Genomic DNA, 26,009 nt, shown 5'->3' on the forward strand with positions numbered 1-26,009 from the left:
GGGGGGCCGGGGTCCCCGCCCCCCCGCCCGGCGCCCGCGGGGCGGGGGGGGGCCGGCCGCGGCGGGGTGGTCGTCGGGTGGCGTCGGCAGGGCGAACGCGAGGTCCGGGTAGACCTCGTCGCGCGCGGTGTCCACGCCCATCGCCCGCATCGCGTCGCGGGACGGGGTGTCCCGGTACGAGCGGTAGGCGGCCAGTCGCGCCGACCAGCGCACCAGGGCCCGGGTGGGCCGCCCGCTGATCGCGCCGGCGCCGACGCTGACCAGGGCGACCCGGGTGCCGAACAGCCGGCCGGTCGCGCAGAGCAGGAACAGCGCGTACGGGAAGCCCCACGGCCTGAGCGGCAGCGTGGCCTCCAGGACTCCCATGCCCGGCACGATCACCACGTCGTGCCGGCGCACCCAGGCGGCGGTGCGGAAGGCGTCGACGAGTTTGCCGAGGCCCTTGCCGGCGATCGCGCCGACGCGTGACGCGGTCCGGTACTCCCCGCGGTACCAGTGCAGTCGGGTCGCGGGGATGCCGTACCGGGTCGCTACGGCCTCCGGGCCGCCGCACAGTGCGTCCACGGCCGCGTCCGGGTGCTCGGCGCGGAGGTAACCGAGCACCGCTTCCAAGGACCCGTCGTTGCCGAGGTTGCCGGAGCCGAGCAGGCCGAACACCCCGACGCGCACCGGGGTCCCGTGCGCGGACTTCATGCCCGCCCGCCGTCGCGGCCGGCGACGAGGGAGTCCACGGAGACGGTGAGCCGGCCCGGGTCGACCGGGGCGCGGTCCTCGACCCGCTCGCCGGCGCCCGGCCGGACCCGGCTGGTCATCCAGGCGACCAGGTGGCGGTGGCAGGCGCGCCGGTCGGCCGGGGACAACGGGGCCCGCCGGACGGCCGCGACGAAGCCCCAGACGTACTCGGCGAGCAGTCGGGGGGTCGGGTGCAGCGGGCCCGCCCGGCGCGGGTCCAGGTTGACGCACCGGGAGCGCTTGCTCGGGTTGGCCCGTTCGGCGCGGGTGGGGTGGTCGCGGCGGAAGTAGAGCAGCTCCGGCACCTGGTGGAAGGGCCCGTGCAGGGTGATCTCGGCGACGAACGTGCGGTCCGCGTGGTGGTAGCTGTCGTGCGGCTTCACCCGACGCAGCACGTCGGCCCGCATCACCCCGTAGAAGTCGTCGCCCCCGGGCTCGAACAGCAGGCTGCGGAAGCGCTCCGGCGGGTGCGGCGAGTCGGTGGCGAGCCCGTACTCGTAGGGGACCTTCAGCTGGCCGTCGCCGTCGATGACCGCTTGGCCGCTGTGCGCGAGGATCACGTCCGGCCGTTCGTCCAGCGCCTGGACGCAGCTCCGCAGCAGGTCCCGGGCGTACAGGTCGTCGTGCGAGGCCCATTTGAAGAGTTCGCCGCGGCACTCGGTGAACACGTGGTTGTGGTTGGGTGCGGCGCCGATGTTCCGGGGCAGTCGGAGGTACCGGATGCGGGAGTCCCGCGCGGCGTACCGGCGGCAGATGTCCTGGGTCCCGTCGGTCGAGGCGTTGTCGGAGATGACCAGCTCGAAGTCCTCGTAGGTCTGGCCGAGGAGGGCGTCGAGCGATTCGGCGAGGTACTCCTCGCCGTTGTACACGGGCAGGCCGATGCTCAGGCGCGGCACGCGGCGTGGTGCAGTCATGGGGTCCTCACTTCGCGGATGGGTTCTGGTGGTGCTCGCGCAGGGCGGACCGCAGGTGCAGCCACCACACGGCCGAGCCGCTGACGGTCGCGGCGGCCACGCCCCAGGCGGAGCCGACCGTGCCGGCCACGGCCGCCCCGCCGAGCCCGCCGCTGACGTAGCAGGTGGAGGCGATGAGTTGGCTGCGCAGGCTGCGCCGGGCCGCGGCGAGCGCGCGCAGTCCGGCCGCCGCGCCGACGCCGAGGCCGGCGCCCGCGACGCCGAGCGTGGCCGGGACGATCAGCTCCGAGGCGGGGTGCCAGACGCCGCCGAGCACCAGCTCGCCGAACCGGTCCGGCACCAGCAGCAGCGCGGCGCCCCAGAGCAGGGCGGCGGCGGCCTGCCCGCCGCCGAGGAGGAAGCAGAACCGGCCCAGCCGGTGCGGGGCGCGCCGTAGCACCCGTGCCGCCTCCGCGACGGTGACCAGGGACAGTCCCATCAGCAGGGCGAGGAACGGGCCGAGGAGCAGCTCGGCGCCCCGGACCACGCCGACCGCGCTGACCCCGACGATCGCGCCGAGCCCGTACGCCCGCAGTTGGGCCGCGCCGCTGACGCTGACGTTCTCGACGAGGTACCGGTAGCCGAGGTCGCGGTGTTCCCGGACCCAGGCGCGCGCTCCGGTCAGCCGGGGTCGGATGCCGGACTGGAGGCAGCCGTACGTCGCGGCGACGGAAGCGGCGGTGCCCCAGGCGAGCACGAAGGCGGCGACGCTGCCCACCTGGGCCGCCACCACCATGGCGGGCACGAGTGCGACGCCCCCGAGGAGGTCGTTCACGCACGCCTTCCGCCCGGTGCCGGCGGCGAAGAACGAGTACCGCCAGGCATCCTGGAGCAGCAGCCCCGGCAGGACGAGGCCGAGGGCGGCGAACGCGGGGCCCACCCGGCCGCCGAGGCCCAGCCCGACCGCCAGGGACACCGCGCCGACTCCGGTGCCGACGGCGAGCGCGGCGCCCGTGGACCGGGCGGCCGCCGCGCGCCAGGACGCGTCCGGCACGCCGCTGAAGCGCACGACGAGCGGGTCGGTGGCCAGCCCGCGGGAGACGCTGAGCAGCACGCCGTAGGTCACCCAGGCCAGGCTGAACACGCCGAACGCGGCCAGCCCCAGCGAGCGTGCGACGTAGATCCCCACCGCGAAGTTGGTGAGGCTGCAGACCGCCTGGTCGGCGAGTCCCCAGGACAGTCGGCCGGCCAGGGCCCGGCCGGTCCTCGGCCGGGCGGGTGCGGCCCGGGCCGCCGGGGTCGTCGCCTCCTCCTTTCCCTTGTTCATCGGCGTCATGCCTTGATCAGTCCGGCGCCGTGCAGGGCGTCGGCCGCGCCGGCGACGGTGTCGAAGGGCAGCCCGGAGCGCTCGGCGACGTCCAGCAGGCTGTGTGTGCCGTCGGAGAGGTTGAGCACCCAGAGCATGGCCATCTGGGCCTGCTTCGCGTCGCTGCGCCCGCCGAGCGATTCGTACAGTCCGCGCCGGCCCAGCTGGGGTTCGCCGTAGGGGTTGAGGTTGAGGTACCGCCGGTTGCGGTCCAGCACGGCGAACGCCTCGCGGCAGACGGCGAGCGTGTCCGCCATCGCTTCCGGGGAGACGAAGTCGGGGTTGTCCGCCGAGGTGTGGTACTCGGGGTAGCCGGCGTACGGGGTGCGGGTGAGCGAGCCGACGCCGAGGTCGAACCCGGGTGAGCAGAACTGCCGCTCGTCGTAGCCGTACGGAGTGAACTCGGTGACGCGGTGGGGGCGTTCGGAGGTGCGGAGCACGTGTTGCAGCACCCGGTCGATCTCCGCGTCGCCGCGTCTGCTCTGCTTGTACGTCAATTGGCCCCGGTCGCCGGCGCAGGCCAGCACCAGTCCGTGCGCGACCCTTCCCCCGGGTTTCGGCTCCGTGTTGCGGGCCAGCCAGGTGATCGCGCCGATGGTGCCGGGTGCGAACAGGAACCGGTACGTGTACCAGGGCGTCCGCTCGGCCAGGGCCCGCGCCAGGAACGTCGCCACCGCGATGCCGGCCAGGTTGTCGTTGGCGAGCGACGGGTGGCAGACGTGGCAGGAGACGATCACCTCGTCGGGCACCTGCCCCGGGACCACGTGTTCGGCGTAGGTGAGGTGGCCGTCGGCGAGGGTGGAGTCGATGTGCACCTCGTAGTCGCCGTCCGGCAGCGCGTCCAGGGTCTCCTGGGCGAGGCAGAACCCCCAGTCAGGCCGGTAGTAGCTGGTGCGGTACGGCACCCAGGTCGGGTGGTCGGGCAGGGTGTGCAGGTGGGCACGGAGTTCGGCGAGCGGCAGGGTCGTCGACACCGGCAGGCTGTAGCCGAGCACGTGCAGGCTGGACGCGGCGAAGTCGACGACCCGGTTGCCGGCGGGGTCGGCGATGTACGCGTCCCGGATGTTCCACTCCTGCGGCACCGTCCAGTCGAGCACCTGCGTCCCGGTCGGCACCTCGTGCACCTGGAGCGGAAGGTACTCGCCGACGATGTCCAGGGTGGCGCGGACTCCGTCGCCGGTGATGCTCCGGCACAGCGGGTACAGCCGTTCCACCAGTGCGTGCATCTGCTCGCCGGTCGTGGTCATCGGCGCCGCCGCAGGGTGTCGTCGACGGTGCCGGCCTCGGAGGCCGCGCGCAGCACGGCCAGCCGGGTGAAGCGTCGTGCGAAGCCCTCCCGGGTCAGCCCGTGCTCGCGGTAGGCGTCGGCGAGTTCGAGGGCGCCCTGCTTCACCGTCCACTCGCAGTCGAAGCCGGGGATCGCGGCACGGAACCGGGCGAAGTCGACGCGGTAGGACCGCGGGTCGGCACCGGTCTCCCCGGTGATCACCACCCGGGCGTCGGACACCGCCTCGGCGACCTGTTCGGCGATCTCGGCGACCGTGACGTTGTTGGTCTCGCTGCCGATGTTGAACGCCCGGTCGTGCACCGCGTCGCGCGGCGCGACCAGTGCCGCGGCGAAGGCCCGGGCGATGTCGACGGCGTGCACCAGCGGACGCCAGGGGGTGCCGTCGGAGAGCACCAGCACCTCGCCGGACAGGAGTGCGTGGCCGACCAGGTTGTTCAGCACGATGTCGGCGCGCAGCCGCGGTGAGTACCCGAAGGCGGTGGCGTTGCGCAGGTACACCGGGCTGAAGTCGCCGTCGGACAGGGCGTGCAGGTCGTCCTCCACGCGCACCTTGGACTCGGCGTAGGGGGTCACCGGGCGCAGCGGGGCGTCCTCGGTCACCAGGTCGCCCCCGCCGGCGGCGCCGTAGACGGAGCAGGTCGACGCGTACAGGAAGCGCCGCACTCCGGCGTCGCGGGCGAGTCGGGCCAGCCGTACGGACGCGTGGTGGTTGATGTCGTAGGTGAGGTCCGGGGCCAGCGCTCCCAGCGGGTCGTTGGACAGTGCGGCCAGGTGGATCACTGCGTCCACCCCGGTGACGTGGTCGGCCGTGACGTCGCGCAGGTCCACCCGGTGCCCCGGCGGGTCCGCGGGCGGCGGGCCCAGCACGCAGTCGGCGAACAGGCCGGCGTCCAACCCGACGACCTCGTGTCCGGCGGCGGTGAGGATCGGGGCCATCACGGTTCCCAGATAGCCCTGGTGTCCGGTCAGCAGCACGCGCAAGGTTCATTCCCCCAGGTCGAGAGTGAGTTTGGTGACGGCGAACGCCTCGGCGTAGCGCGCGTGGCATTCGATGCCGCGGATGCGTGCCAGCCCGAGGAACGCCTCCCGGTCGTACCAGGGCCGGTGTTGTTGTGACGGGTAGTGCTCCTGGAGCAGCCGCACCTTCCGTTCGGCGATCTCCGGTGACAGCGGCTGGTACCCCACCGGGCGTCCGAGGTCGCCGTCCCACTTGACGATCTCGTAGCCGAGGACGAGGTGGTCGCGGAACGCGGTGGACACCAGTTTCGCCAGGCCGCGGTGGTCCTGGTGGGCGTCCTCGGTGCGCGGGGCCAGCACCAGGTCCGGGTCGGTCTCGGTGCGCAGGTGCTCCACCGCGGCCTTGGCCTCGTCCCACTGTGCCGGCAGCCGGCCGTCGGACAGCTTGAGCACGGTCAGGTGGAGTTCGGCGCCCGGGCAGAAGGCGGCGAGCGCGGCCTGCTCCTCCTGCTCGCGTTCGCTGCCCCCGCCGGAGAGCACCAGCGCGTCGACGCGGATGCCCGGCCGTGCGAGGCACGTCGTCAGCAGGGTGCCGCCGGCGCCGATGGCGATGTCGTCGCAGTGCGCGCCCAGGGCGACGATCCGGTCCAGTCGTCCGGCTCCGAGCCGGATCACGCGGTCCTCACCCGGGTGTCGTCCCGGCCGCCGCCGTCCCGTTCCCACACGGCCCACGGGCGCTCGCCCCGGGCGTAGGAGGCGTCGAGCGCGGCGCGTTCCTTGACGGTGTCGGTCGGCTTCCAGAAGCCGCGGTGCTGGTAGGCCAGCAGCCGTCCGCGTTTGGCGAGTTGGGCGCACCCGTCGGCGACCAGGTCCCCGTTCTCCGGGATGTGGTCGAAGACCTCCTGACGGAGCACGAAGTAGCCGCCGTTCTCCCACAACGGCAGTTCGCTGACCGCGGTGATGCCTCCCACCAGGCCGTCCTCGCCCAGTTCCACGCAGTGGAACGAGGACTGCGGCGGCACCACCGTCATCGAGGCACCGGCGTCGCGCCGGGCGAACTGCTCGATCATCTCGGGCAACGGGGCGTCGGTGAGCACGTCGGCGTAGTTGGCGAGGAACATCTCGTCGCCGTCCAGGTGGGGCCGCACCCGGCGCAGTCGCTCCCCGATCGGTGACTCGATGCCGGTCTGCACGAACGTGATCGTCCAGCTGGCGATGTCGGTGGACAGCAGTTCGGTCTGCCCGCCCCGCAGCACGAAGTCGTTGGACGTCGTCTCCTCGTAGTGGAGGAAGAAGTCCTTGATGTGGTGGGCCCCGTAGCCGAGGCAGAGGATGAACTCCGTGTGGCCGAAGTGGGCGTAGTAGCGCATGACGTGCCAGATCAGCGGTCGGGGGCCGACCATCGCCATCGGCTTGGGTATGTCGTCGGACGCTCCGCTGCGCATGCGCAGCCCGTATCCGCCGCAGAACAGTACGACCTTCATGCTGCGATCTCCTTCACGACGCGACCTCGACGATGCTCAGTTCCGGGATGGGGAAGACCAGCCGGCCGCCCCAGGCGTGCACGAAGGACAGTTGCTCGACCAGTTCGGCCCGCAGGTTCCAGGGGAGGACGAGCACGTAGTCCGGTCGGTCGGTGGCGATCTGTTCGGGCGGCAGGATCGGGATGCGGGTGCCCGGGGTGAACCTGCCGTGTTTGTAGGGATTGCGGTCGACGGTGTACGGGAGCAGGTCGGGTCGGATGCCGCAGTGGTTGAGCAGGGTGTTGCCCTTGCCGGGGGCGCCGTAGCCGACGACCGTCTCGCCGCGTTCGGCCGCGTCGACGAGGAACCGCAGGAGGTCGCGGCGCACCTTGGCCACCCGGGCGGAGAACTCGGTGTACCCGGAGAGCTCCTGGAGCCCGGCGGCCTTCTCCCGGTCCAGTGCGTCGGCCACCCGGCGGCTCGGTTCGCCGGCCGCCTCGGCCGGTCGGGCCCACAGGCGGATGGAGCCGCCGTGCGTGGGCAGCAACTCGACGTCCACGAGGGCGAGTCCGCCGCTCGCCAGCGCCCGGATCGCGGACGCGACCGTGTAGTACTGGAAGTGCTCGTGGTAGATCGTGTCGTACTGGTTCTCCTCGATCAGGGTCAGCAGGTGCTGCACTTCGATGGAGACCCAGCCGTCGTCGGCGACCAGGGCGCGCAGCCCCCGGGTGAAGCCGACCACGTCGGGGATGTGCGCGTACACGTTGTTGGCCACCACCAGGTCCGCCGGGCCGTGCTCGGCGCGGACGGTGGCGCCGGTGGTCGGGCTCAGGAACTCCGTGAGCGTGGGCACCCCCGCTTCCCGCGCCGCGGCGCCGACGTTCACCGACGGTTCGATGCCCAGGCAGCGGATCTGGCGGTCCACCAGGTGCTTCAGCAGGTAGCCGTCGTTGCTGGCGACCTCGACCACGAAGGCGTCGGAGCCGAGGTCGAGGCGCTGGACGGCGTCGGTGACGAAGGTGCGGGCGTGCTCCACCCAGGAGGTCGAGTAGGAGGAGAAGTACGCGTACTGCGTGAACGTGTCCTCCGGGGTGATCAGCGGAGGGATCTGCGCGAGCCAGCAGTCGGTGCAGACCCGCAGGTGCAGCGGGTACGTCGGCTCCGGTCGGTCCAGTTGGTCCGCGGCGAGGAAGCTCTCGCACGGCGGGGTCGCGCCGAGATCGACGACGCTGGCCGTCGCCGTCGAACCGCAGAGTCGGCATCCTGTCATCTACTGCCCCCATCCCTGCTCGCGCGGGTGTCCCGCCGCGAGCCGGTGCTGTCGTCCCCAACCGGCGGCGGGCCGTCCCCGCCGCCGGACCGTCCCGCGATCGCGGTGCGGTATCCGTCCACCAGGCGCTCCAGCCCGACGGTCGGGCTGAAACCCTGTTCGTAGCGGCGCCGGGCCGCCCGGCCCAGCTCCCGGTTGCGGGCCGGGTCGGTCGCGATCCGGCGCAGGCAGGACGCGAGCGAGGCGGGCTCGCCCGGCTGGTGCAGCAGCCCGGTCACCCCGTCCTCGACGAGTTCGACGAAGGCGCCGTGGCCGGCGGCGACCGCCGGGACGCCCGCCGCCATCGCCTCCACGACCACCAGGCCGAACGCCTCCAGCCAGGTCGAGGGGGCCACCACCGCGACCGACCGGGCGATGGCCTGCCGGCACTGGGCCGGGTCGTACAGGCCGACGTACCGCACGTCGCTGCGGCCCGCCGCCCAGGCGGTCACCTCCTGCTCCAGGGGCCCCGCGCCGGCGATCACGAGCGGTACGCCCACGCCGCCGTCCGCGGCGATCCGGTCCCATGCGGCCATGAGGGGCCGCACGCCCTTGGTCTCGGCGAGCCGGCCGAGGTAGAGGAGGTGTGCGCCGTCGCCCGACCGGCGGGCGTCCGGGTCGGGCACGAAGTTGTGCTTCACCGCCAGCCGCTCGGGCGGCATGCCGGCGCGCACCAGGACGTCGCGCTGCGCCGCGGAGATGCAGAAGAACCGTTCCACGCCGGACCACCACCGCCGCCGGTTGACCGACAGGCTGACCGCGAGCGGCACGGTCGCCAGCCGGGAGTTGCGGTAGCAGCCGTGCCGGACGGCGGGCAACGGTGCCCGGCCGATGCACGCGGTGCACGGTCGGCCGTCCCGTTGCAGCGTGCCGGGCGGGCACACCTGGGTGTAGTTGTGGAGGGTGGCGACGGCGGGTACGTCGGCGTCGGCGCAGGCGGCCAGTACCGCGGGCGACAGGAGCGGGAAGACGTTGTGGACGTGCACCACGTCCGGCCGCTCGGTGCGCAGTCGGGCGGCCAACTCCGCGCGGGCCGACGGGTTCCACGGCACCAGCAGCGGCAGTGCGGCCTTGCCCGGGAGGGACAGGGCGGCGATGTCGTCGCTGCGCCGCTCGAACAGCTCGACCCGGTGGCCTGCGGTGCGCAGCAGCGCCACCTCCTGGTCGACGACGTTGTTCTCCCCGCTCGGCTGCGCCGAGGAGTAGCGGTTGTGCACCACGAGGACGTGCATGCTCAGTTCACCTCCGGTTCCCGGGCCCCTCGCGGGCGGGGCCGCTGCGGGGGTTCGGGGGTCGTGGGCGGGGTGGTCGCGGCGGGTGCCGCCAGCAGGGAGGCGGCCACGGCCAGGTGCAGCAGGTACGGCGAGGCGTCGCCCAGCCCGGCTTCGGTGTACGAGGCGATCGCGCAGTAGCTGATCAGGAAGATCGCGCACGCCCTCGGCAGCGACGGGGGCCGCAGCAGCGCCACGCCGCCCAGCACGATGATGATCGCCGCCACGACGGCGGTGCCGGTCAGGCCCTGCTCGTGGTAGACGGCAAGCCAGCTGTTGTCGATCGGCAGCCCGCCGAAGGACTTGTCGCCCAGGCCCACGCCGAACAGCTGCTCGGAGGTCGTCCGGGGGGCTGCCAGCAGGGCGTCCCAGACCTTGGCGCGACCGGTGAGGTTGGAGAAGTTCTCCTGGCTCTGGCCGCGCAGGAACCAGGCCTGGAGCGCCGAGCTGAGCGCCACCGCGGCCACCGCGGCGCAGAGCACCGCCCAGGCGAAGAACCGGCGGGCGGCGGCGCTGGTCAGGACGAGCGAGCTCACCGCCAAGGCCAGCCCGACGAGCAGGCCGAGGGTGGCCGTCCGGGTGTGGGTCAGGGCGAGCAGGACGAGGGAGGGCACGATGACCACCACCGCGCTGGTCCGGTCGGTCCGGCGGCCCAGGAGGAGCAGCGCGGTGAGCCCGATGATCACCGCTGCGTACTGTCCGATCTGCGGCGGGGTGAGCGGCCACAGCGCGCCGACCAGCCGCCCGCCGTAGAGTTCGGGCACGGCCGCGCCCGGGGAGATGGCCGCGCCGGCGGCCACCGATCCGAGTACGGCGAAGTACATCCGGATGTGGTGCCGGACGAAGGTGGTGCCGCCGTCCCACCAGCGGCTCAGGAGCCACAGGGTGCCGACGAAGAGCGCCAGCCGGGCGCAGCGGAACAGTGCGCCGAACCCGGATTCCAGGTGCACGCTGGAGATCACGCTCGGCACCAGCAGCAGGGTGAGCAGGAACAGGTAGGCGCTGGCTCGGACGCGTAGCCGGAGGTTGAGTGCGAGGGCCAGGGCGAAGGCGGCGACCAGTGCGCCCATGGTGACGAGTTGGATGAGGGAGCGGGGCAGCGGGACGATGGTCTTCGCCCCGGCGGAACCGAGCGTGTTGAGGACCAGCAGCCCCCAGGCCAGCCCGACGGCCCGGGGCGTGCCGGTGGGGCGCGGTGCGGCGTCGGGCCGGGTGCCCGTGGTCTCCCGTCCGCCGTCGTGCGGGTGTCGGTCCATCTCAACCACCGGCCCGTGGGTCGAGGGTGCTGCCGGCGTCCTGGTGGTAGGGCGTGCCCTGCCACTGTCCGAAGTCGAGCACCCGGCTCGGGTCGTGGGCGACGAACTTCCACGGTCCGACGTAGACGTTGTCGTGCCAGCGGTTGCGCTGCTTGTGGGTGATCGCTTCGGCCACCCGTTCGCCCTGGTACGGCGACCAGTCGGGATAGGTGCCGTAGTTGGCGAGCACCGCCATGCGGTCGCACGTGACCGTGCATCCGACGACGGAGGTGTCCAGCACGAAGCGGTTGTGGTGGATGTCCACCCGCTGGGTCTTCCACCGGCAGTCGGTGTACAGGGGTGCGGTGGCGATCCCGGGCCGGGCGCAGCGGTCGGCGTGCCGCACCAGCAGCGTGCAGGTGCCGGAGGAGGTGTTGGCCGGACTGTTGCAGAACCGGTCGGCGTTCTCCCACAGGGTGATCCCGGACCAGTTGTCCTCCAGTACGTTCCGGTAGATCTCGATCTTGTCGGTGCGGGCCCGGACCCGTGGTTCGCCGCCTGACTCGGACAGGTAGACGGTGGCGAAGGGGAAGCTGTCGCCGCGGTCGGCGTACTTGCGGCCCTCGACCCAGTTGTTGCGCCGGATCGTGTTCTCCCGGATGACCGCGTTGTAGCTGATCTCGTAGATCAGCGCGGCGCCGTCGTTGGCTTCGAGGACGTTGTCCTCGATGCGGAAGTCGTTGTTGTTGGTGTCCGCCCACAGTCCGGCTCCGCGGTTGTCGTGCACCCAGTTGCCGCGTACGTCGGCGCCGTCGACGGCCCAGAACTTGATGCCCGCGGTGCAGCCGCAGCCGGGCCGTCGCCGTTCCCAGTCGTCGGTGTTGTTGGCCACGATCTCGTTGCCCTCGACCAGCAGCCCGCTGAGCCTTCCGCCGGCCTGGTACGCGTTCATGCCGTACTGGCCGTTGCCGCGCAGACAGCTGGCGCGGACCCGCTGGCGGTCGCCGGCCATCAGTCCGGCGCCGGAGTTGTACTGGATCTTCGCGTGTTCGATCACCCATCCGTCGGCCGAGTCGTGGTTGACCACGCCCTCGTTGTGCGGTGCGACGAAGCCCTGCACGGTCAGGTGGCGGAGGGTGACGTCGCGCGCGGCGCCGCCGAACGCGTACTGGTTGGTCTTGCGGCCGTCGAGCACCGCGCCGGGCGCGCCGAGGTAGCGGTTGCCCTTCTTGGGGATGACCTGGGAGTAGCGGTGCGGGGGGAGGCGGTGGGTGCCCGGTCGCAGCCAGAAGGTGGTGCCTCGGGGGTGGCTGCGGGTCTTCGCGGCGAGGTCCCCGACCACCGCGGGGTCGACGGTCACCGCGCCCGGCGGCGCCGTCGCCGGGCCGGCCGTGGGCTTGGCGCACACCCGGGCCGGGGACGTGGCGGGTGCGACGGTCGGCTCCGCCCGGGCCTCCTGCGTGCCCGCGCAGCCGGTCGCCAGCAGGGCCAGCGTCGCCATCGGCGACGCCCAGTTCCGCCACTTGATCCCCACGCGCCCGCCCTCCCTAGCCGCGGAACTTGAGTACGGTGGTGAACCCCTGTGCGCCGTCGGCGAAGCCGGTGCCGAGCAGCACGGTGGTGGGTTCCTTGCGTCCGAAGCCGGCGGAGTACCAGCCCAGCGGCGGCTTGCTCGCGCCGCGGTGCGCCCGCCAGTTCAGCTGTTGCGGGAGGTCGAGCACCGCGGAGCGGTCCTCGCCGTCCCGGGTCCAGGTGAGGTGGGCCCGGTTCCCCACCAGGTCCGCGGTGATCGCCGGCCCGAGGTGGAACGCCAGCTGCGCGGCCCGGCGCGGGCCGCGCACCTCGTCGATGACGCGCAGTTCCCGGGTCTGTGCGGTCAGCTCCACCCGGCGGCGGTGCACGGAGCGCGGGTAGCCGTCGTGTTCGGCGCACCAGCGGCTCACCGGCTCGTCGGTGGTGGTGTCCGCGGCCAGGACGCGGCTGCGGGCGTGCCGGGTCCACAGGAAGGGGCCGCCGGAGAGCGACTGGTCAGCGCCGTCCAGTTGCAGGGTGTTGTGGCCCAGCGTCGACCGGAAGTACTGCCGCCACTCGGGTTGCCCGTGGTAGCAGAACGTGCCGGGGTCGGCGAGCACGTCGACCCCGTCGTGGCGGACCTCCACGGACAGGGCGTCCGCGTGGGCGTGCGCGGCGATGGACAGGAATCCGTGCGGACCGCCGTCGCAGCGGCACCAGATCTCCCCCGGGCCGCGCAGGATGGTCATGCCCGCGTCGGCGAAGTGGGCCGGTCGGCTCGCCGGGCGGGTGACGGACGGTGCCGTGGGCCGGACGAGGGCGGCCAGCAGCGGGGTGCGCACGCTGGTGGCGGTCACGTCCGGCCACCAGGCCAGCCGCCCGAACACGGCGTCCCCGGTGGCCAGCAGCGAGGCCCAGCGGTCGGTGCCCGCGCCGTCCACGACGAGACCGTGCCCGTCGTCGGCGTCCCCCTGGCGGGGCGGCCGTAGCCGGTTGTCGACGACGGCGGCCAGCGCGTCGGTCATGCGCAGCAGCACCAGCCGGACGGCCGCGGGCACCGGCACGTGGGCGGCGTCCGCCTCGGCCACCGCGGCCAGGCCGAGTTCCAGGACGAGTCCGTGGTACTCGGTGGCCAGCTCGCGGTTGAGGCCGGAGCCGAAGGTGTTGCCGCGCAGGTGCCGCTCCAGGGACCGCAGGGCGTCGGCCCGCCACCGTGCGGAGGCGGGGAACCAGCCGAACGCGCAGGCCGCGGCGAACTGTCCGGCGGCCTCGGCGATGACGTGGTTGTTCGCCGAGGAGCCCCGGCTGGGGAAGGCCGCCAGCCAGCGCTGGTGGTGCCAGATCTGGTGCAGCGCCGCCGGGTTGTCCTCGAACAGCCCGGGCGCGCCCGGCCAGCCGTCGAGCAGCCGGCGGATCCACACCCAGGACAGCAGCCTGATGCCCAGCTCGATGCCGCTGATCCAGTGCACCCCGTGCAGCGGCGGGTTCGCCGCCCACCAGGACCGCAGGTGCTCGGCCACGCGCTCGGCGTACCGTGCGTCCCCGGTGAGCGCGTAGGCGGCGGCGAGCACGGTGAGGTACTGGTGCCGGGACGGCTCCCAGATCTGCTTGACGTCCCCGATCGCGTCCTCGTCGCGGTACGGCACGTCGAAGGCGTGGACCCCGGGGGCCCGGCGTCCGGTCTTCGGGTCGTACCACCAGTCCGGGTCGACCAGGTCGTCGCGTTCCACTCCGAAGTGGACGACCCGGCCGGCCATCAGCCGGTCCGCCTCGGCGATCAGGCGTTTCGCGGCGTCCGGGGGCACTGCGGTGGTCGCCCGGGCGGGCAGCAGGGCGGTGAACCGGGCGCCGGTCACGCGCGGGCCGTCCGGCAGCGGTGACCGCCACCGCCGCCTGCGCACCGTGTCACTGACCCGGCCGGCGACCTCTTGCGGTCCCATCCGGGACAACCGCCGCAGGTACCAGCCCACGGACGTGCTCCGGGTCATCGCGTCCTCGTCAGCGTCACCGGGGCGCCGCTGACCAGGCCGGTCTGCACGGCGAGGGTGGCCGCCGTGGTGGCGACCAGCGACTCCAACGGCACCGGCATCGGTCCGCCGGTCCGCACGGCCTTGAGGAACGCGTCCAGTTCGGCGCGCTGGCCCTTGTCCCGGGCGGGGGACAGCCGCGGGCTGCTCCACCGCTTGCGGCCGTGCACCGAGGCGCGGACGAAGTCGTCGAGCCGCAGCACCTTGCCGTCCGCGATCAGGTCCAGCGTCTCCTTGGGGAAGCCGGGTGAGCCGGTGGTGACGTAGCTGAGGGTGGCGGTGGACCCGCCCGGGTAGCGCAGCACGATCTGGAGGTCCTCGTTGCCGGGCGTGGCGACCGCGTACACCGAGGTCGGGTCGGCCCCGAGCAGCCAGCTGACGGTGTCGATGAAGTGACCGCCCTCGCCGGCGAACCGGGAGCCCTGGCTGTCTTGTTGGAGGTACCAGCTGCCGTGCTGCAACCGGCCGGCGTTGACCAGGTAGCGGACGTTCGCCGGTCCGCTCCGGGTTCCGAACCGCTTGCGGGCCTGCCGCAGCAGCGGCGCGAACCGCCGGTTGAAGCCGACTTGCAGCCGGTCGTTGCCGGACTCCTCCACGGCGGTGAGCACACCGGCCAGTTCGTCCTCGGTGAGCGCCAACGGCTTCTCCACGAAGACCGCCTTGCCGGCCAGGAGCGCCCTGCGGGTCAGTGCGGCGTGCGAGTTGTGCCGGGTGACCACGAACACCGCGTCGACGGAGGGGTCTTCGAGGACGGCGTCCAGCTCGGTGGTCGCTTCGGCGAAACCGAACTTCCGCTTCGCGTTGACCGCGGACAGCGCCGTCGTGGTGACGACGGTGGACAGCTCGACGTCGTCGCGCTGGGCCAGGTGCGGCAGCAGCATCGACGTCGCGTAGTTGCCCGCACCGACGAACGCCAGCCGCACCGGGGACGTGACCGACCGGGTCGGGGTGGCCGCCCTGCTGCTGCGTCGCACCGTGGGCACGGCCACCGCCGGTGCCTCCGCTTCGATCGGGTGTTCCGCGGCGTCGGGGTAGCGGAACAGCACGGCCACGGCCTTCAGTTCGCCGTCCTTCAGGCGCTGGTAGGTCTTGACGGCGTCGTCGAAGTCGGCGATGTGGGAGATCAGGGGTTCGGTGTCGACGCGTCCGCGGGCCAGGAGATCCAGGAAGCACGCCAGGTTGCGGCGCTCGGTCCAGCGCACGTAGCCGATCGGGTAGTCCCGCCCTTCGAGTTCGTACTCCGGGTCGTAGCGCCCGGGGCCGTACGAGCGGGAGAACCGGACGTCGAGTTCCTTCTCGTAGTACGCGTTCCACGGCAGGTCCAGGCGGCACTTGCCGATGTCGACGACCCGGCCTCGGTCCCGGCTCAGTCGGGCGGCCAGCTCGACGGGCTGGTTGCTGCCGCCGCCCGCGGCCAGGTACACCTGGTCCACGCCGTGGCCATCGGTGAGTTCGGCGACGGAACTCTCCACGGCCGCGGAGCCGGGGTCGCCGCAGGCCGCAGCGCCGAGGCGGGCGGCGAGTTCGCAGCGCACCGGGTCGGGGTCGACGCCGATGACGCGGACGCCCGAGGCGGCCAGCAGCTGCACCACCAACTGGCCGATCAGTCCGAGGCCGATGACCAGGGCCACGTCGCCGAGCTGCGGCTCGCCGCGGCGGACGCCCTGCAAGGCGATCGACCCGACGGTGCCGAAGGCCGCGTGCCGCGGTGCGAGGCCGTCCGGCACCGGGGTGTACAGGTTCTTCGGCACCCAGTTCAGTTCGGCGTGCAGCGCGTGTTCGTTGCCGGCGCAGGCCACCAGGTCGCCGACCGCCACGTCGTCGATCCCGGCGCCGACCTGCTCGACCACCCCGCACAGCGAGTAGCCGAGCGGGGTGTAGGAGTCCAGTTGGTTGATCACCTTGCGGTAGGTGGCGGACATCCCGTTGGTGGCCACGCTCTGCATGACCTTCGCCACCTGGTCCGGCCGGGAGCGCGCCTTGCCCAGCATCGACATGCCGGCCTCGGACACCTTCATGAGCTCGGTCCCGGTGGAGATCAGCGAGTAGGCGCTGCGGACCAGCACACCGTTCGGCTTGCACCCCGGCACCGGCACGTCGAGCAGCGCCAGCTCGCCGCTCTTGTAGTTCTGCACAACCTGCTTCACCCGAACTCCTCTTGTTTCTACGCCTTCATGCCGTCATGCGATCTAGCCCTGTATCCGTGTAGCCGTACAGCCGTGTCCTCGTTCAGCTCTGGCCGGAGCCGGACGTCGCGCCGCGGTACCAGTACTCAAGGGTCAGCACGTGCCACAGGTGCTTGGAGAAGTCCCGGTGCCCGGCGGCGTCCTCGGCGACGAGCCGGGCCAGCGCCTCGCGGCGCAGGAATCCGGAACGGACGAGCACCCCGTCGTTCACCACCTCGCGCACCAGCGGCGCCAGATCGCGGCTCATCCAGGCCCGCAGCGGGGCGCTGAACAGGCCCTTGGGCCGGTACACGATCTCCCGGGGCAGGATCGAGGAGGCCGCCTCCTTGAGGACGGCCTTGCCCTGTCGTCCGACGATCTTGCGGTCACCGGGCACCGCGAACGCCGCCTTGACCACCTCGACGTCCACGTACGGGACCCGCACCTCGGTCGACGCGGCCATGCTCGACCGGTCCGTGTAGGCGAGGTTCAGGCCCGGCAGGAACATCCGGGCGTCGCCCAGGCACATGCGGTTGACGAAGTCGTCGAGGTCGTTGTCCCGGTAGACGTCCGCGTGTTCGGTCAGCACGTCGTCGACCGTCCCGGCGAGGTCCGGATCGATCAGGTCGAGCAACTCGGCCCGGTCGTACATGGTGTAGCTGCGCCGGAACGCGGTCTCCTCCGGCAGATCGGCGAAGGAGAGGAACCGCTTCGCGAAGCGCACCGACCGGTACCCCCGGCGGGACGTGGCGACCGGCAGCCGGTCCACGGCCGCGGACAGACCGCGCCGCAGGGGCCGCGGGACACGTTGGTAGCGCACCGCGAGCAGGTTGGCCAGGTGTTTGCGGTACCCGGCGAACAGCTCGTCGGCGCCCATCCCCGAGAGCATCACCTTGACCCCGGCCTCACGGGCGGCCGAACAGATCAGGAAGGTGTTGATCGCAGCCGGGTCCCCGATCGGCTCGTCCAGGTGGTACGTCATCTGCGGCAGCAGGTCGAGCACCTTCGGAGCGATCTCGATCTCGTGCAGGTCGACGCCGAACCGCTCGGCCACCTGCCGGGCGTAGCGCAGGTCGTCGGGCATCGCCTCGAACTTGGCGTCCTCGGCGCGGAACCCGATCGTGTAGGCGGAGATCCCGGGTCGGTGCCGGGCCGCCAGCGCGGTCAGATAGCTGGAGTCCAGGCCGCCGGAGAGGAAGGTCGCCACCGGTACGTCGGAGAGCAGGTGCCGCCGGTTGGACTCCTCGACGACGGCGGCAAGATCCGGCTGGTCGCCGTCGCGGGCCTGCTCCCGGGCCTCGGCGGCGACGTCCCGGAGGTTCCAGTACCGGCCGCGCTCCACCCGGCCGTCGGGCCGGATCCGCAGCCAGCTCCCCGGGGGCAGCTTCTCCGCTTCGCGGTACGCGCAGCGCGAGTCCGGCACCCAGTAGTAGAGCAGCGAGGCCACCAGTGCCGCGTGGTCCACTTCCAGCGAGCCGCCGGTCACGGCGGCGAGTGCCTTGAGTTCGGAGGCGAACACCAGGCCCGGGCCGCGCCGGAGCAGGAACAGCGGTTTGATGCCGAGCTGGTCGCGGGCGAGCACCAGCTCGCCGGTGCGCTCGTCGAAGACCGCGAAGGCGAACATGCCGCGCAGCCGTGGCAGGCAGTCCGTGCCCCAGCGCCGCCAGGCCTCCAGCAGCACCTCGGTGTCGGAGGTGCCGCGGAAGCGTGCCCCGGCCGCGGTCAACTCGGCCCGGAGTTCCGGCGCGTTGTACAGCTCGCCGTTGTAGGTGAGGGCGAGGCCGTCGGAGACCATCGGCTGGGCGCCGGTCTCGGACAGGTCGATGACGGCCAGCCGACGGTGCCCGAGGTGGACGTCGCCGCCGCCGGCGGGGTGGCTGTACCGGCCCGCCCCGTCCGGTCCGCGGTGGGCGAGGACATCGGTGAGCCGGTCGGTCACGACCTTCCCGTCCGGCCACCTGTAGGTGCCTGCGATGCCGCACATGTGCTACCGCGCCTCCTGCTCGTTGTCCGGGACCAGTGCGGCCGGTTTCGACGGCCGCTCCGTCCGTAGCTGGCCGGTCCCGTTCTGCCGGGCCAGCCGCTCGTCGTGGCCGCGCAGCGCGGTGTGCAGCCCGTCCCACAGCGTGCCGTCGGTCCGGTCGCGCGGATCGGGGTCGATCAGCACCACACCGATCACCGCGATGTGTTGGTCGGCGAGTTGCCGCGCCACGGTGTGCAGCCAGGCGGCGCTGCCGTGCCCGGCCCGTACGACGAGCACGGTCCGGCCACCGAGGTACCGCAGATCGGTCCACGCCGTGCCGGGCGCGACCGAACCGACGCCGAGCCGGCGCGCCAGTGGCGGCACGCCCTCGGCGCCCTCGCCGCTGACGACGGTCGGGCCTCCTGGATGCCGGTCGCTGTGGGCGAGCTGCGGGCCGGGCAGCCCGTCGACGACGACCACCGGTCCCTCCGCCGTGAGTGCCATGGCGACGTCCAGGGCGATCGCGCCGGTGCTGCGCGCACAGCCCAACTCCAGCAGCGACACGGGTTCCGTGGAGCCCCGCACGGTGCGGGCCAGGGTCGTGGTGAGCCGTTCGCGTGCCACCCGGGTCCGGCGGCGCTGCCACCGCCCGACCGGCCGGCGGGGCACCCGGCGCAGCTCCGCGATGACCGAGGCGCCCAGGTTCGCCGCGATGTCCCGGCGGAGCACGGGGCGGTCCGCCACCACCGAACCGACCGCGGCCAGGGCGAGTCCGACGACGAACCCGAGGACGAGTCCGATGACCGCGTGGGTGACCGCGGCCCTGGGCAGGGAGTGCGGCACCGCGCGCGGTGCGTCCACGATCTGGGTGCCGGCGACGAGCCGGGGCGTGCCGGTGCGCGCATCGGCGGCCCGCTGGTCGAAGTCGGCGATCCGCGAGTTGAGTTCGGCCCGGCGGGCGTAGAGCGATTCGATGCTCGCCGACGCCTTCGGGTCACTGCCCTGGGTGCGCTCTCCGATGGCCTTGTTGACCTGGGTGAGTTCGTCGCGCATGCGGTCGCGCTGGTCGAGCAGGGCCGTGGCCTCGGCCTTCGCGGTTTCCCACATCCGCCGCACGTGGTCCGTGACGAACGCTTCGGCCAACGCCCCGGCCCGGGCCACCGCTTGCGCTTCGCTGTCCCCCGTCACCTCGATCTGGAGCAGGTTGTTGGTCAAGCCGGTCCCCCGGTAGTCCTGCATGAAGTCGGCCGGCTTTTCGCGGGACTTGAGGGTGCGCAGCGCCTTGCCGGCGATCCGGGTGGTCTGGAGGAGCGCGACGTCGGTACGGATCAGCGTGCCGGTGTCGTTCGGCTGGTCGTCCTGGTGGGCGACCAGCACCTTGGTGGTGGCGGTCGGCGGCGGCTGCATGAGGACCGCCAGTGCCGCGCCGACCAGCAGTCCCAGGAGGGCCGCGGCGGACCAGAGGCGGCGGCGTCTGCGCACGGCCACCACCAGCGACTGGAGGTCCAGCAACGGCGCGGTCGCCGACGGCTCCGCGGTCGTGTGCGGTTTCACGCCGAACCCCCCGTCGCCTGGCCGTGGGCCGCGAGGGCGCCGGCGGCGTCCTCCGGAATGCGGTCGGCGGGCTGCGTCGTACGGGCCCGCACCGCGTCGGCGAGGACGATGCCGATGACCTCGTGCCCGCCGTCCGCACACGCCTCGGCGATGCCGGTGAGCTCCCCCGCGGTCCAGTTGCCCGTGCTGAGCACGACCAGGGCGCCGGACTCGGTGCCGCGGTCCGGCACCACCGGCCGGGCCACCGACACGTCCACCACCCGCAGTCCGGGACGCCCCGTCTTCGACGGGTTCGGGGAAGGATCGTTCTCGGCCTCGGTGACCAACTGCCCGGCGGCCCGGCGGGCGATCTCGTCGCCCTCCGGTACGACCACCAGCAGACTCCGGGAGCCCGGGAGCAGTCGGTCCCTGAGCCGAGCGCGCACCCGCCCGTACCGGATCCGACGGGCGGCCTCGTCGCCGGAGGTCTGTGGGGGCGGCGCGTCCCACGGGGTGTCGAGGTGCAGCAGCCGGCGGATCCGGGCCCGTGGGCCTCGGCCCTCCGGTCGGCGCGCGGGCCGTTCGGCGGGTACGTCGACGGTGCCCAGCAGGGGGGAACCGAGTGCTGCGCTGATCTCGCGTTCGGTGCGCAGTCGGCGGTCCATCCGGGCGGCGGCGAGGTGGCCGACGACCCCGAGCAGGAGGAACAGCAGTGCCCCGGCGATGATGAGCTGGGGCCGCGTCGGCGGCACCTCGCCGGTCGGTCGGGCCGCCGGCCCCATCACGACCATGCCGGCCTGGTTGCTCGCCGGGTCGGCCTGGTCCAGCTTCTTCATGGCCTCTTCCAGCGCGAGACGCAGCTTTTCGAGCGCGGTGCGGGCCTGCACGCTCTCCACGGTCCGCCCCGGATCGGTCGCATCGGCCAGGTCGCTGATGCGGCGGTTGGTCTCCACCACCTTCTTCCGCAGGGCCTCGGGCCCCGTAGCCGCTTCGGACTCGGTGCCCTCGCCCGCGATCCGGGCGACGAACGTGACGAATTGCTGGGCCATCCGGTCGGAGAGCTGCTGCGCCCGCTCCGGGGCGTCGGCCGTGCCCGAGATCGTGATGATGTTCCCGTCGGCTGCCTCGGCGCTCACCCGGTCCCGTAGCTCGCTGCCGCTGACGTCCGTCCAGCCGAGGGTGGCGGCCGCCCGGTCGACCACCGCGGAACTGGTCGCGATCTCCACCTGGGTGAGCAGTTCGCGTTCCTCCCACTGCCCCGGCAGCAGCACCGAAGCCGATGCCGTGTAGCGCGGCGGGAACAGCACCGAGGTGCCGTGGCCGACGAGTGCGCCCAGCACGGCGAGGAGGGTGAGGAGCCGCCAGCGCCGACGGAGAATCCGCCCGATGGTGACCAGGCGTATCGCTTCCTCGCTCAACGACGCGGCCTCTTCCCTGTGCGTATCGTGTTGCCCGACGGCACCGCGGTGCGGTCGCGGCCGGTGGCGGCGTAGGCCGCGAGCAGCGACGCCTGGGAGTTCCGCCAGGAGAGTTCCCCGTTGATGCGTTCCTGGCCGATCTTGCCCATCCGGGCCCGTTTCTCCGGATCGTCCAACAGCTGCGCGATGAGCTCGGCGAAGGCGGCCTCGTCGTTGGCGGGCGCGTAGACGGCGGCGTCACCGGCGGAGACCCGCGCCTCCCGGAGGTCGAACGAGACGACGGGGCGGCCCATCGCCATGTACTCCAGGACCTTGTTCATGGTCGAGACGTCGTTGAGCGGATTGCGCGGGTCGGGTGAGAGGCACACGTCCGCGGTGGACAGGTAGCGGACCAGGTCGGCGTCGGGAATGCGCCCGGTGAACTGCACCTGCTCCTGGAGCCCGAGCCGCCGGGACAGCTCCACCATCGCGTCGAAGGCGTCGCCGGAGCCGACGAACACCGCGTGCCAGTCGGTCCGCCCGCGTTCGTCGCGGAGCTTCGCCAGCGCCCGCAGGGCGTAGTCGACGCCGTCCTGGGGGCCCATGACGCCGAGGTAGCACAGCAGATGGGGCTTGCCGCGCTTCAGCTCCGGCTCGGGCGGTACCGGTCGGAACCGTTCGGTCTCGGGTGCGCTGCGCACCACGAACACGTCCTGTGGCCGCCGACCGCCGCGGCGGATCGCGACGTCGCGATAGCTCTCGTTGGTGGCGAGCACGACGTCCGCGGCCCGGTAGGTGAACCGTTCCAGCGCGCACACCGCGCGGTAGAGCAGGTCCTCACCGCGGTCGAACCGGGAGAGGTACAACTCGGGCACCAGGTCGTGCTGGTCGAAGACGAACCGCGCGCCGCGCCGTTTGAGCCACAGGGCCGGCAGGAACAACAGGTCGGGCGGATTGCAGGCGTGGACCACGTCCACCGGGCCGACCTTGCGGGCCAGCCGGGCCGTGTGCCACAACGCTGCTCCGTACTCCCGCAGGTAGCCGGCCGGTCCGCCGGTGGCCGCGCGCAACGGGTAGCGGTGGATGCGCACCCCGTCGATCTCCACCTCCGGCTCGGTGTCCCGCTTGCTCCCCCGCGGGCAGATGACGTGCACCGTCCAGCCCGCGTCGCGCAGCGTCTTGCACTCCTGCCACACCCGACGGTCGAAGGGCACCGACAGGTTCTCCACCAGGATCAGCGCGCGCCGGTCGGACCGGTCGCCGCTGGTGGTGCCGTCGAACGATGTGTCACCAAGCAAGGCCCACGTACCCCGGTTCGGCCCGGCGCGCATCGGCGTCGGGTAGGTGGATGAGATCGATCAGCGCCGGACCGTCGCCGCCGCGGGGCAGCGCCGACAGCACGGCCGGGTCCCTGGTCCCGACCAGGCACACTTCGGCGTGGTCGAGCACCTCGTCGACGGAGTCGGCGAGCAGCTGGGCGAGGTGCGGCAGCCGGGTCTCGATGTACTCGCGGTTCGCGCCCAGCAGCCGGGAGAGGCTGACGTTCGCGTCGTGGATCCGCAGGTCGTAACCCTTGCCGAAGAGCCGCTCCGCCAGCTCGACGAGCGGGCTCTCGCGGAGGTCGTCGGTGCCGGGTTTGAAGGACAGCCCGAACAGGCCGACCCGGCGTTTCCCGGTGCGTTCGACCAGCTCCACCGCCCGTTGCAGGTGCGCGGAGTTGGAGGGCAGCACATGCGCGAGGATGGGCACCGCGACATCGGCCCGCTGCGCCGCGTGGACCAGGCTGCGGAGGTCCTTCGGCAGGCAGGAGCCCCCGAAGGCGAAGCCGGGCCGTAGGTAGGCGGGGCTGATGTTCAGCTTGTGGTCGGCCAGGAACACGTCCATCACCTGGTGCGAGTCCACCCCGAGTGCCTGGCACACCGCGCCCAGCTCGTTCGCGAAGCCGATCTTGAGGCCGTGGAACGCGTTGTCCGCGTACTTGATCGCCTCGGCCGTCGGGACCGGCACCCGGAACACCTCGCCGGGCAGGCCCTCGTACAGTGCCGCCACCGTCTCGCCGCTCGCCGGGTCGAACTCGCCGATGACGGTCTTGGGCGGGTCGAAGAAGTCCCGCACGCTCGTGCCCTCGCGCAGGAACTCCGGGTTGACGGCGACCCCGAAGTCCACCCCGGCCGTGCCGCCGACGTACTTCTCCAGGATCGGCACCAGCAGGTCGAGGCAGGTGCCCGGGAGCATGGTGCTGCGGAACACGACGGTGTGCCGCCCGCCGCGCTCGGCGAGCACGGCGCCGATCTGCTCGGTGACCCGCTCCAAGTACGTGGTGCACAGGCTGCCGTTGGGCTCCGACGGCGTCCCCACGCAGATCAGCGACACCTCGCTGTCGTTGATCGCCTCGCGGACGTCGTCGGTGGCGCGTAACGCTCCGGTCCGCACGACCTCGGCGATGAGTTCGCCGATCCGCTCCTCGACCACCGGGGCCTTGCCGTCGTTGACCAGGTCGATCTTGACCTGGTTCACGTCCACCCCGATGACCTCGTGGCCCATGCTGGCCAGGCACGCGGCCGACACGCAGCCCACGTAACCGAGCCCGAAAACACTGATCCTCATGACTCGTCCCTCCCCTCGGGCAGGCCCTTCGGGCCTGCGGTCCGCACGCCTGCGGGCCTCTTGAGCCGCAGCCCCCCGCGCATCAGTAGGCCCCCCGCCCGTAAACCACCGCACGGAGCGTCTTCCACAAGATCACCGTGTCCAGGGCGAGCGACCAGTCCTCGACGTACCGCAGGTCCAGCCGCACGGCTTCCTCCCACGGCAGGTCGCTGCGTCCGCTGATCTGCCACAGGCCGGTGAGGCCGGGCTTGACCAGGAGCCGCCGCCGGATGTCCGGGCCGTACGCAGCGGACTCCTCCGGTAGCGGAGGCCGCGGGCCGACGAGCGACATGGAACCGGTGAGCACGTTGAAGAGTTGCGGGAGCTCGTCGACCGAGTACCGGCGCAGTACCGCTCCCAACCGGGTCACCCGCGGATCCCGGCGGAGCTTGAACAGCACGCCGGCGCCCTCGTTGCGGTCGGCCAGTTCGGCCCGTGCCCCGTCGGCCCCGGCGACCATGGTGCGGAACTTGAGGATCGTGAACTCGCGGCCGTCCTTGCCCACCCTGCGCTGCCGGTAGAACGCCCCGCCGCGGCTGTCCATCAGGACGAGCAGCCCGACCAGCATCATCAGCGGCGCGAACAGGATCAGCAGCACCGCCGCGCCCAGCCGGTCGACGACCGCCTTGACCGCCCGGCTGCCCCCGGTGAAGGTCGGCATGCTGACCCGTAGCAGCGGGATCCCGAGCACCGCGTCGACGTGCAGCCGCGGGCCGGCCACCTCCATGAGTACGGGGGCCACGACCATCTCGGCATCGCTGCCTTCGAGGTTCCACGCCAGCCGCTGCAACCGGTCCGGTGACCAGTGCGGGTCCGGTGTGACCGCGACGACGCGGTAGCCGTCGCGGCGGATGTGGTTGGCGACGTCCGCCAGTCGGCCGACGACGGGCACTCCGTCCAGTTGGTCGCCTTCGAGCCCGCGGCCGTCCGTCGTGCACACCCCGTCCACCCGCCAGCCGAGGTGCGGGAACCTGCGGGCCCTGGAGATCAGGTCGCGCACGGTGGCCGGGCTCCCGGCGGCGAGCACCGGTCGCAGACACCGTCCTTCTTTTCGCTGTTTGTGCAACCAGATGCGCAGCAGGTACCGCGCGGTCATGGTGACGAGCGCGATCGCGGGGATCGCGACGAAGATCCAGAGCTTGATGTTGCGTGAGGTCAGGGCGATGCCGCCGAGGGCCAGTACGACGGCCGCCGTGAACAGGGAGCGTCCGAGGCGACGGAACTCCTCGGCACCCTGGCCGAGTACGGCCGGCGCCCATGCGCGGCTCACCGCAAGCGCACCCAGCACCAGCAACTCGGTGCCGAATGCGAGGATTCCCCACTTCTCGTGCCAGTTGGCCGCGTCCCGGGCACCGAAGAAATTGCCGATCGCCGCCACCACGAAGGCGGTGGCCACGGTGTCGCTGGTGATCACGGTACGTCGGTACCGCTCCTCCCAGTCGATCGCGGGTTGACTGATTGCCCCGTTCGCCAGACGCCCGCGCGCCGACGGAAACGGGTCGACTAACTCCCCCTGCTGCACAGAACCCCCCAGGTCGCCAGCGGTTCGCCAAGTTCGCCCAAGACTGTTCCTCGCCACGGAGGCTCCCCGCCCCCCGCGCCGCGCTGTTCCTCCCCCCGGGAGGCTCCGCCCCCCGCGCATGACATCTCGGCTCTTTCAGCGTGACGTGAACGACTCACCCTGGCCACAGCGGACTCATCCGTCCCGCCAGGCCCTTTCGAGGTGCACGGAATCCCCTCGGGAACCTCGACTACTCCCCGCAGCCGAGGACCCCTCTCGGGTTCCAAGAATTGATCACCCCCGCGACCAGCGCGGGAGCCGCAACTGCTAGCTGTCCGTGGCGCCCAACCTATAGATCATTTAACGGAGTCCTTGCGTCCGATCAGCCGAAGCACGGTCAATCTAGACCATCGCGACGACTATGGAGAGGGGATGTGTGGAATTCGTGCTCAAGCTTTGAGCCCCGGGACACCGGCCGGCCACCTTCCACGGGTGCGTCGACGACAAAGAAATGCCGTGTGACCTGTGCTGATAGGTGTTTTCCGGGGTACCACCACGGGCATTTCCGAGGCTTCACAACACTGACATCCCGGCCGCGGCCAGGCCCGGCCGACGCCGTCCGGTGACAGCTGCCGGGCGGACCGCTCGGCGTCGGCCGGGCCGGGGCAGGGCTTCTCCGCAACAGTGATGACTTGCTGCAACAGGCCCTACAGGGCGCGCAGTTCGGCATCGGCTCCCCGTTGCCGTGCCG

The 26,009-nt window shown here is 72.3% G+C and carries 18 protein-coding genes and 1 pseudogene; all 19 read right to left on the reverse strand.

Annotated features, from left to right (window positions below):
- Positions 1-693 (reverse strand): polysaccharide pyruvyl transferase family protein (locus ACFWIA_RS23150; RefSeq protein WP_387008031.1); only part of this gene is annotated, 693 nt, incomplete at its 3' end.
- On the reverse strand, positions 690-1,646 hold the full coding sequence (locus ACFWIA_RS23155; protein WP_387008032.1) for a glycosyltransferase family 2 protein: 957 nt from the start codon (positions 1,644-1,646) through the stop codon (positions 690-692). The genes ACFWIA_RS23150 and ACFWIA_RS23155, both read right to left, overlap by 4 nt.
- Positions 1,643-2,961 (reverse strand): annotated as a pseudogene (locus tag ACFWIA_RS23160) (hypothetical protein). Before ACFWIA_RS23160 ends, ACFWIA_RS23155 begins: the two are co-directional and overlap by 4 nt.
- Positions 2,958-4,238, reverse strand: coding sequence for a DUF4910 domain-containing protein (locus ACFWIA_RS23165; protein WP_387008034.1), 1,281 nt, complete (start codon positions 4,236-4,238; stop codon positions 2,958-2,960). The pseudogene ACFWIA_RS23160 and the gene ACFWIA_RS23165 overlap by 4 nt, the downstream one beginning before the upstream one ends.
- The gene (locus ACFWIA_RS23170) at positions 4,235-5,260 is read right to left on the reverse strand and encodes an NAD-dependent epimerase/dehydratase family protein (RefSeq protein WP_387008036.1); all 1,026 of its coding nucleotides are present in this window, start codon (positions 5,258-5,260) and stop codon (positions 4,235-4,237) included. The genes ACFWIA_RS23165 and ACFWIA_RS23170 overlap by 4 nt, the downstream gene beginning before the upstream one ends.
- Before the next feature lie 3 nt (positions 5,261-5,263).
- Positions 5,264-5,911 (reverse strand): PIG-L deacetylase family protein, encoded by a 648-nt coding sequence (locus tag ACFWIA_RS23175; protein WP_387008038.1) that lies wholly within the window; start codon positions 5,909-5,911, stop codon positions 5,264-5,266.
- On the reverse strand, positions 5,908-6,720 hold the full coding sequence (locus ACFWIA_RS23180; protein WP_387008040.1) for a glucose-1-phosphate cytidylyltransferase: 813 nt from the start codon (positions 6,718-6,720) through the stop codon (positions 5,908-5,910). Before ACFWIA_RS23180 ends, ACFWIA_RS23175 begins: the two co-directional genes overlap by 4 nt.
- A gap of 13 nt (positions 6,721-6,733) precedes the next feature.
- A complete protein-coding gene (locus ACFWIA_RS23185) occupies positions 6,734-7,969 on the reverse strand; it encodes a class I SAM-dependent methyltransferase (RefSeq protein ID WP_387008042.1) in 1,236 nt (411 codons plus the stop codon).
- Positions 7,966-9,240 (reverse strand): glycosyltransferase, encoded by a 1,275-nt coding sequence (locus tag ACFWIA_RS23190; protein ID WP_387008044.1) that lies wholly within the window; start codon positions 9,238-9,240, stop codon positions 7,966-7,968. The genes ACFWIA_RS23185 and ACFWIA_RS23190 overlap by 4 nt, the downstream gene beginning before the upstream one ends.
- Positions 9,241-9,242: 2 nt before the next feature.
- A complete protein-coding gene (locus tag ACFWIA_RS23195; protein ID WP_387008046.1) occupies positions 9,243-10,535 on the reverse strand; it encodes an O-antigen ligase domain-containing protein in 1,293 nt (430 codons plus the stop codon).
- Between the two features lies 1 nt (position 10,536).
- Complete coding sequence (locus tag ACFWIA_RS23200) at positions 10,537-12,015, reverse strand: right-handed parallel beta-helix repeat-containing protein (RefSeq protein WP_387008152.1); 1,479 nt, start codon at positions 12,013-12,015, stop codon at positions 10,537-10,539.
- Positions 12,016-12,061: 46 nt separating this feature from the next.
- Entirely contained in the window at positions 12,062-14,014 is a 1,953-nt protein-coding gene (locus ACFWIA_RS23205; protein WP_387008048.1) for an alginate lyase family protein, read from the reverse strand.
- Entirely contained in the window at positions 14,011-16,200 is a 2,190-nt protein-coding gene (locus ACFWIA_RS23210) for a bi-domain-containing oxidoreductase (RefSeq protein ID WP_387008050.1), read from the reverse strand. Before ACFWIA_RS23210 ends, ACFWIA_RS23205 begins: the two co-directional genes overlap by 4 nt.
- Before the next feature lie 82 nt (positions 16,201-16,282).
- Positions 16,283-18,202, reverse strand: a complete 1,920-nt coding sequence (gene asnB / locus ACFWIA_RS23215) for an asparagine synthase (glutamine-hydrolyzing) (RefSeq protein ID WP_387008052.1) — start codon at positions 18,200-18,202, stop codon at positions 16,283-16,285.
- A 3-nt stretch (positions 18,203-18,205) separates the two neighbouring features.
- On the reverse strand, positions 18,206-19,735 hold the full coding sequence (locus tag ACFWIA_RS23220; RefSeq protein WP_387008054.1) for a Wzz/FepE/Etk N-terminal domain-containing protein: 1,530 nt from the start codon (positions 19,733-19,735) through the stop codon (positions 18,206-18,208).
- Positions 19,732-21,132 (reverse strand): Wzz/FepE/Etk N-terminal domain-containing protein, encoded by a 1,401-nt coding sequence (locus tag ACFWIA_RS23225; RefSeq protein WP_387008056.1) that lies wholly within the window; start codon positions 21,130-21,132, stop codon positions 19,732-19,734. The genes ACFWIA_RS23220 and ACFWIA_RS23225 overlap by 4 nt, the downstream gene beginning before the upstream one ends.
- Positions 21,129-22,409, reverse strand: coding sequence for a glycosyltransferase family 4 protein (locus ACFWIA_RS23230; protein ID WP_387008058.1), 1,281 nt, complete (start codon positions 22,407-22,409; stop codon positions 21,129-21,131). The genes ACFWIA_RS23225 and ACFWIA_RS23230 overlap by 4 nt, the downstream gene beginning before the upstream one ends.
- Positions 22,399-23,718 (reverse strand): nucleotide sugar dehydrogenase, encoded by a 1,320-nt coding sequence (locus ACFWIA_RS23235; protein WP_387008060.1) that lies wholly within the window; start codon positions 23,716-23,718, stop codon positions 22,399-22,401. The genes ACFWIA_RS23230 and ACFWIA_RS23235 overlap by 11 nt, the downstream gene beginning before the upstream one ends.
- A gap of 82 nt (positions 23,719-23,800) precedes the next feature.
- Positions 23,801-25,279, reverse strand: a complete 1,479-nt coding sequence (locus tag ACFWIA_RS23240; protein WP_387008062.1) for a sugar transferase — start codon at positions 25,277-25,279, stop codon at positions 23,801-23,803.
- Positions 25,280-26,009: the final 730 nt, after the last annotated feature.

It is taken from the genome of Streptomyces sp. NPDC127068 (assembly GCF_042724695.1).
Classification (GTDB): Bacteria; Actinomycetota; Actinomycetes; order Streptomycetales; family Streptomycetaceae; genus Streptomyces.